This window comes from Neobacillus sp. 204 (assembly GCF_046562815.1).
GTDB lineage: Bacteria > Bacillota > Bacilli > Bacillales > Cytobacillaceae > Neobacillus.
This window is the reverse complement of sequence record NZ_JBJORY010000028.1, coordinates 25,470-33,427: the sequence shown is the minus strand read 5'-3', so window position 1 is coordinate 33,427 and position 7,958 is coordinate 25,470. Positions and strand designations below refer to the sequence as shown.

2 protein-coding genes are annotated in these 7,958 nt (G+C 38.7%); one reads left to right on the top strand and one right to left on the bottom strand.

The genetic code is table 11. From position 1 onward, the window contains the following. Positions 1–142: 142 nt before the first annotated feature. Positions 143–6,211 carry a lamin tail domain-containing protein gene (locus ACJ004_RS29335; RefSeq protein ID WP_410896615.1) on the bottom strand — a complete coding sequence of 2,023 codons (6,069 nt, stop codon included), beginning with the start codon at positions 6,209–6,211 and terminating at the stop codon, positions 143–145. A gap of 278 nt (positions 6,212–6,489) precedes the next feature. Here ACJ004_RS29335 and ACJ004_RS29330 point away from each other — a divergent pair, with 278 nt between their 5' ends. After that, complete coding sequence (locus tag ACJ004_RS29330; RefSeq protein WP_410896614.1) at positions 6,490–7,695, top strand: HupE/UreJ family protein; 1,206 nt, start codon at positions 6,490–6,492, stop codon at positions 7,693–7,695. The last annotated feature ends 263 nt before the right edge of the window (positions 7,696–7,958 follow it).

Genomic DNA, 7,958 nt, shown 5'->3' with positions numbered 1-7,958 from the left:
CCCTCGAAGAGCTCGGGGGTATACTAAATAATCTATTACTTTCTTCGTCGCGCTTGGATCCTGTTACACTGCGTTGATATCTTCCTGCCGCTTTTTGTCCATTTTACTCCACTGAACCTTCGTTAAAGTAAATCGTAACCTCTTAATGGTTCTTTCCACCAGTTACGACTGGTGGTGTTCTATCGATAGTGAATACAATAGATGTTACGTTACCTGCCTCATCTGACACTACTAAAGTGTATACTCCTTCTTTAGGAACAACAGTGCCTGATGCTATTGGCTTGCCATTTAACAATGCACCTAACTCATTAAATTTTAAGATAACAGCCTTTTTATAGATGCCATTGTCTTTTACGCCAGTTACAACTGGGGCTGTTTTATCAATCATAAAATGAATGGTTGCTTTGTTGCCTGCTTGATCGGTTACTACTAATGTGTAGGTTCCTTCTGCTTTTACAACCGTTCCACTTGTGAATTCATTACCATTTAATGCGGCTGTTCCATTATCAAAGGTGATTATTACATCATGATTGTAGATGCCATTTTCAGATACACCAGTGATTGCTGGGGCCGTTTTATCAATTGTGAAATTCACAACTACTTGATTTCCTGCAGCATCTGTTACGACAAATGTATAAGTTCCTTCAGCAGATACCTTAGTTCCGCTTGTAAACTCATTACCATTTAATGTTGCAGTACCATCATTAAACGTGATTGTTACATCTTGATTGTAAATTCCATCTTCAACTCCACTTACAACTGGAGCTGTTTTATCAATTGTAAATGCAATCGTGGTTTTGTTTCCTGCTGCATCTGTTACCACTAATGCGTAGCTTCCTTCCTCAGTCACTACAGTTCCATTAGGAATTTCTTTATCATTTAACGTTGCCGTTCCTTCATCAAAAGTAATCGTTACATCTTGATGGTAGCTGCCGTTGTTCTCCACACCTGTTACGACAGGACTTGCAGTATCTGTTCCAGTTAATTCGGTTGTATTTCTTACACGGATACGCTCACCCTGTGCAAATGAACCAGATAAACCGACTGCTTCTAATGTATCACCCTTTTTGAGAACAGGTACTGGACCGCTTTGATTCACTATATATCCGTCTGTGAAGACTAATACATCCCCAGAGCGATCATTGATGATATAAGAATTTTCGTCAAACTTAGATACTACCTTACCTTTTACCTTAACAAGGGAACCTTGGTTGGCAGCAGATGTTGCTTCCCCGGTTGGAACTAGTTTCGGTTGGACAGTTTCACCCGATCCAAGTTTAATAACATCCTTAGCAAAGCTAGTAAACTCTAACTCTTTGTTATTTTCAAACGTTTTAATATGGCCATATACACGAACCTTGTCGCCAAGTTTCAATGAACCATCTGGAACTTCTAAAAACGCCATAATTCCGCCAGTTGCATCTTGAACATAGAAAGCATCAAAGAAATTGCCAGCTGGAGTAGTAACAGTTCCTTCTACGACTACTTCTGTTTCATCAGCTAATTGTCTAACATCGGCAATATTTGCCACTTTCATTTCACGATGGGCTAACCAGTTTACTGCGTTAAATGTAAATTCATCGTTACCTTTTGGTTCATACGATTCATCCATCTGTTTGTTGTTAAAAATGTTCATACCTGAAACAATGATACGGCCATTTTCGCCAATTTCCTCTGAGGCAATTAAAGGAATTTCTGAACCGCCAGATGTGTCAGAAACCGCATCATAAGTGAAACCACCTTGAATATTTCCTTGATACGTTGTTTCATTACCTTTTGCCAAGATAACGACTTTACCAGATTCAGTAAGTTTTTCATTATTTACTCCTGATAAACTTCCACCGCTATAGTAATCGATGAAAGAAACTCGGTCAGTAATATGATTTGTTACTAGTCCTGGATGAACTCTGACTGCATAAGGACTAACCGTTGGATCGCTCCAGAAGTTACCGCTCTTACTTAAGTCAAATACTCCATCGTTACCCATGCGGATGCTTGAACCGATATCACCTAGTAATGCGTTATTAATGGTTGGGTCTGCACTGTTATTGCTCTTTCCTGCCATTAATAATGAGCCGCCATTTTTCACGAATTTCGCAACAGCTGCATTTTCTTCAGCAGTTAAGGCAATTCTTGCATTTGTTAGTACTAATACTTTAATATTAGCCAAAACTTCGTCTGTAAGAGCAACTTTATTTTCAGTTACTGTGTAGCCTTCCTTTTGAAGCATAACCGTGAATGCCGTTAAGTTATTTTTGTATGTTCCACTGTCACTACTTGTATTTTCGTTACCATGGTTGGCATCGATTAATACCTTAATGCCGAGTGGCTCTTTAATTTTTACTGGTAATGAATATTTTACATCCCCAAGGTCTAGACCTTCATTTGAAGTTACAACAACAATTAACTGATGGTCACCTTTGATCGGGCTTGCCCATGTTGCTGTCGCTGTTGCAGAGTTCTTCGTTAAAATAGAAGAAATGTTATTTGTTCCAATGAAATTCTCAGGCTTCACATCATCATAATAGAAGTCTACCTTTAAGTTTTTCACAACCTCTGTTCCATTGTTAGCAACAGTTGCTTTCAATGTTGCCGGGTTACCGCCAACAATCACGTCCCCATCAATATCGATTCCGTTTACTTTTACATCAACGGATTCTTCCTTTGACCAGATTGGTGAGGAGTAAATTCTTTCACCATCCATTTGCGTAACCTTCACAACGAACCATTGCTGGCCGCCTGTTACTGTGTACGATGGTGTCCATGTGAAGTCTTTTTCCATCGGTGTAATGGAATCAACTACTTTTCCACCACTCGTAATTAATTCAACTTTAGCAATTCTATCATCTGACTTATAGGTTGTTGGAAGGTAGCTATAGTCTGTGCTATTCTTTGCTTCCGCCACTAAGTCACTACCGGATATTTCAAAGTTTAATTTTTTGCTATCTACGGTTGAACCCATATAGTAGCCATTTGCAGAAACATCCAAAGTAAAGTTTGGATCTTCTTCCATGTATACGCGCATATTACGCATAGAATGAAGAAGTGATGCTTCCGAAAGATCATCCGCAACAATAACGGTCCGTGCGTTTACTTCTCCCCACGTTCCTTCATGGTTGTCTTCCCCATAAGTAGGGGCAACATGCCAGCCCAAATCTAGTGCTGAGTAGAATTTGGTTTCAGCATTTGCATAGCCATAGTGTCCAGAACCGTTACCCACCTCTAGCATCGTAAATAATTTGTCTACTTCAGCATTGTACGGTTTAAAGTTGTTAAAGGCATTTGCAGACATATCAGGATGGTTAAATTGGCCAACGATATCATCGTAAGTCATTACCCATGCATAATACTGATTTAAGTCTTGATATTGCTTACCATTGATGTTTCTGTCGATAAAATTCTGTGTTCCAAAAATATTAGAGTGCCCCCACGTTGTAGATGTCATTTCAAATGCAGGGAATACTACATATTCACCATTTTTAGTATATTGAGATGCTAAGTTTTTCGTTAATTGCCACTGGTCTCCACCAGTACGTTCTGGCATGTCTTTTCCATCGTCAGTTTTCCGTACTACCGTATCCGTTCCCAGTTTTTCAGGGTCGATATCATGTGAGTGGTCTGAGAAGGCAAACCAATCGTAATGATGCGCTTTACCAGCTACTAGGGCAGCCTCTGGCGAACCAGCACCATCGTGAGAGATGTTTGTATGGTTGTGTGTTGTTCCGCGGTAATGGTTACCACCTGAGAAACGAGGAACAACTTCAAATGTCCATTCTTTTACAGCTTCGTTACCTTTTACGTCTTTTGCAATCACTTTCACTGTGTGAACGCCAAGAGCAAGTTCTTCTTCAGGTGTGTATTTCACCTGTGTTTTGCTGATTGTTGCAGCAGGAGCGGTTAGCTCGTTGCCATCCAACCACATATGCACAGAGCCTTCTTCAATTCCGCTTGGATCGTTAATCAAAGCAGTAATTTCAGGATGTGGACTTTCGACTCTAGTTTCATTTTGTGGTTTTTCACCACTGATTGTTGGCGCATCAGTATCTTCTTTTAATGTTACTGCAATCGGAGTTTCTTTTGTTCCAGCTGATTGCACCTGAATACCCGCTTTAGCTTCGATGTAATATTCGAAACCATCTTGAGGTACGTTTGCTGCTTCCAATGTTACTGTGTAACGGCCTTCGCTGCCTTTAACCATTGGTAACGCAGTGTAATCAGTCGTACCAGTAGCCCTGTAGTAAGTTATTACAGATTCTGCACCATCCCCATTGGCCGCGAATTCAACACTTACACCTTTGTAAACGGATGTTAATGCTGTGTGCGTAATCCCAAGAATTGGCGCGATGTCACTAAGATCTCGCGGAAAAACTTGGTATCCACTTGTTGGGTTTGCATTTGAAGAAAATTGACCTAATACACCTGTAACTGTAAAGCTTTTACCAATGACAAGGTCTTTATCAGGAACGATTCCTGTTGGACTCATAACCCTTATAGTTGTACTTTTATTGTTTGGATCTACGAAAGTTACATTGTAGTTTGCACCTGAAGCAGCTACTGCAGAAACTTTACCAGTAACAGTAACTAGCGTTCCTTCAAGCTGCTCAGCCTTTGCATACGTATTTAAATCAAGGATGGTTAATTGTGTAGGGTTCGGAATTGGATTCCCTTCACTAATTTTTTCAATGGAGACTGGTTCAAATTCAGCTAAGCCATTATACACGATGACTTTACCAGTCATTCTTAATTTATCACCTTTTAAGACATTGTAAGGTGTAACTAAGGAAGAATTAAAAACGTTAATCCCAGCAGTGTCATCTTGGATAAAGAAGTTTTGCTTTTGTGTTCCAAGAATCTGATTGTCTACAGTTGCAACACCCTCAACTGTAAAGTATTTATTAAGGTTGATTGTTTTTCCATTCGAATCAGATGCACGAACATCTGCAAGCTTTGTCACCACTGATAAATCAGCTTTTGTAACTCCTACAGGAGTACTTTCTAACATAATTCCTTTAGCGGAGCTTGTAATTTGTGTTACATAAACTGTATCAGGTGCGTTAGCAATTGTCGTTGAAAAATCTCCTGACGTGCCTGATTTAAGTTCTTTTAACATTTCTGATGGATTCGCAGTATCATTTGGATAGATACGAATCGTTGAGTTCGCTACAGCGGCCCCTGTATTACCGGTTAAATTTCCTTGACCGCTAATAACTGCGTAATTTAATTTCGCCTGGGCAATCGATATACTTGATTTTGCTACATTCACTTGGATTGCAGCACTTTCATCCATATCAGTTTGTGTTGCTGCAATATATAATGATGTGAATGTTTTATCTGTCGTGAAGTTTATTGTAAAGGTTCCATCTTCTGCTGCTGTACCAGCAGCTAACGCAGTTCCTTTGGTAGAACTTTCATATACTTTAATTTCAGAGTTTGCCGCAACTGCATCCTTATCACCTTTTACTGTTACGTCAGTACCTTGTTGGGTAACTTGAATGTTAATTCCTTTTGGCTGCAAACTAGTTACAGGAACCATTGGGGTTTCTGATGGACTCGAAGTGTTCCTTGGCTTAGCTACTGCACCTACATAAAAGTCTGCTGCATTTTCATCAGTATCCCATGCATTCCCTTTACCAGGAGCTGGGTCTGTGTTTGCATATGGTCTACGCTGAGCGCTTTTTGTAGCTGAAAGAGTTCCTGTAAAAGTGGTGCCTTCAAACCCGACTGTTCCAGTTCCATACCCAACCAAATCTATTGAATTTTCCGGTTTTGTACCAGTACCAGCTGTAGTTGTATTAAACAATGCTACTTTTCCAGATCCAGCTGCCATACTACTTCCACCTGTAGCATCTGGGGTTGGAATATCAACACCATTTGTACCACCTGCTTGAGCTATTAAGTAATAACCATGGGATTTAATTGTTCCTGCTAAAGCTGTAACTCCCCACGTTGATCCAGTACTTGAAGCATATTGAACAGACCATCCTTCAAGGTTAACATCTTGATTAGTAGGATTGTATAATTCAATAAAGTCCTTGTTATATGGAGCACCACTATTACCTCCTCCACCAAAAACTTGAGAGATAACAATATGATCAGCCATTTCTGCATGTGCTCTTATACTTAGACCACTTGGCAAAAAGGTACTGATCAATAGAAGTGCTGCCATGAACGTGCTTGTCCAGCGCTTAAACTTCTGATTTCTCGCTTTCATTCATCTACCACCCTTTGTAGTAATTTCAACTTCAAACACACGTAGAAACGCTTACAAATCTATTTCTTTCGAATGTTATCAATTACACTATTATTCTACAAAATTTCTAACCCTATGGATATAGTGTTTACTTATTTATTACCAGAATACCGGGCTAAAAGATCTAACTAGATGTATACAAATGAAGTGAAAATGTGATTATATTAAGGAGGTTTCACAACTACAAGTCTATTGGTAATAATTCTAATTTTTCCGGAATACTATTTAGGAGGTTCATTGTGTTTTCATCCTTCAACAAAATTCGACAATCTCATCACTTTTTCGAAAAGGATCGCCTTTTTGGCTGCATTCTCTCCCTAATGCTTATTGCATTTATTGCTTTTCCTACGCTTGCTGATGCACATGCATATAGTGCTAGTTATACAAAAATAACGATGGATCAAGAGAAAACAGAGTTAGTCTTTTCCCTTGATACTCTTTCCGTTATTGAACTATTACCCGATATAGATCTTAATAAAAACTGGGTACTAGAAAAATCAGAAATCAAAAAAGAAAAGCATCATATCGAGGAATTAATTACTGAAGGTTTAACGCTGGACAAGGACAACAAAGAACAAACCCCTAAAGTGGAGAATATGAAGCTGATTAAAAAGGAGAATAAAGAATTCCTGTCAACGACGATTCTTTTTCCAGCCTTTTCACCTGGGGATACAATAGTTTATAATGATGGCTTTTATTTTAATGATACTGGGACAAATTATGTTGATCTGATATCCGCTTCAATTATGGGCCAGACGAGTGAGGCAGTATTACAAGGGACAGAACGGACTTGGACTATTCTGTTAACCGAGGTGCAGCAAGAGCAAGGTCAAGATCAAACAACTCAACCAGATACAGTTGAGAAACAGCCCGAGACAGTAAATCCAGTTCAGAAATCATCCACATCCTCATGGTTTTCATTTTTTAAACTAGGGATGCTTCATATTATTACTGGCTATGATCACTTATTATTTCTATTTGCCTTATTGTTAAGAAAACAAACTATTAAACAGTACATATCTATTGTCACGTCCTTTACACTTGCCCACAGCATAACCCTTACCCTGGCGGTGTTAGGATGGATCACGTTACCGTCTCGTTTTGTGGAAGCAGCCATTGCCTTTAGTATTTGTTATGTTGCTATGGAGAATATTTTCCGCAAGGAGATTAAACACCGGTGGAGTATCACGTTTCTATTTGGTCTAATCCATGGGCTTGGGTTCGCAAGTATCTTAAAGGAAATGGAGATCGCTAAGAGTCATCTGGCCGTTGCCTTGATTAATTTCAACCTTGGGATCGAAACGGTGCAGCTCGGCATCGTCCTATTGCTGGTGCCATTACTTGCTTATTTGTATAAATTGAAGCTTTCTCGCAGGATTGTTCAAATTGGTTCACTAATCATATTTATTTTAGGAGCGATCTGGCTGGTGGAACGAATCGTTTAATAGTTTTTTATATTTAAAAGAAAAAATCCCTGAAAATTTCTCAGGAATTTTTTCACTTCAACTTATTTTTTTACAGATATTTTTTAAAGCTTTACTTACATTGAACCATTAAGCATCGTCTTTTCATAATTCTTTTTATCTTTTTATAAAAAAGCTTAGGAAAATTTTTCCATTTAATCCAATTAAAAAATATGTAAGTTTTTCAAATAAATGTATTAAAATTCTATAAATTCTGCTATTCTAAAATATGGTTCAAAATATCG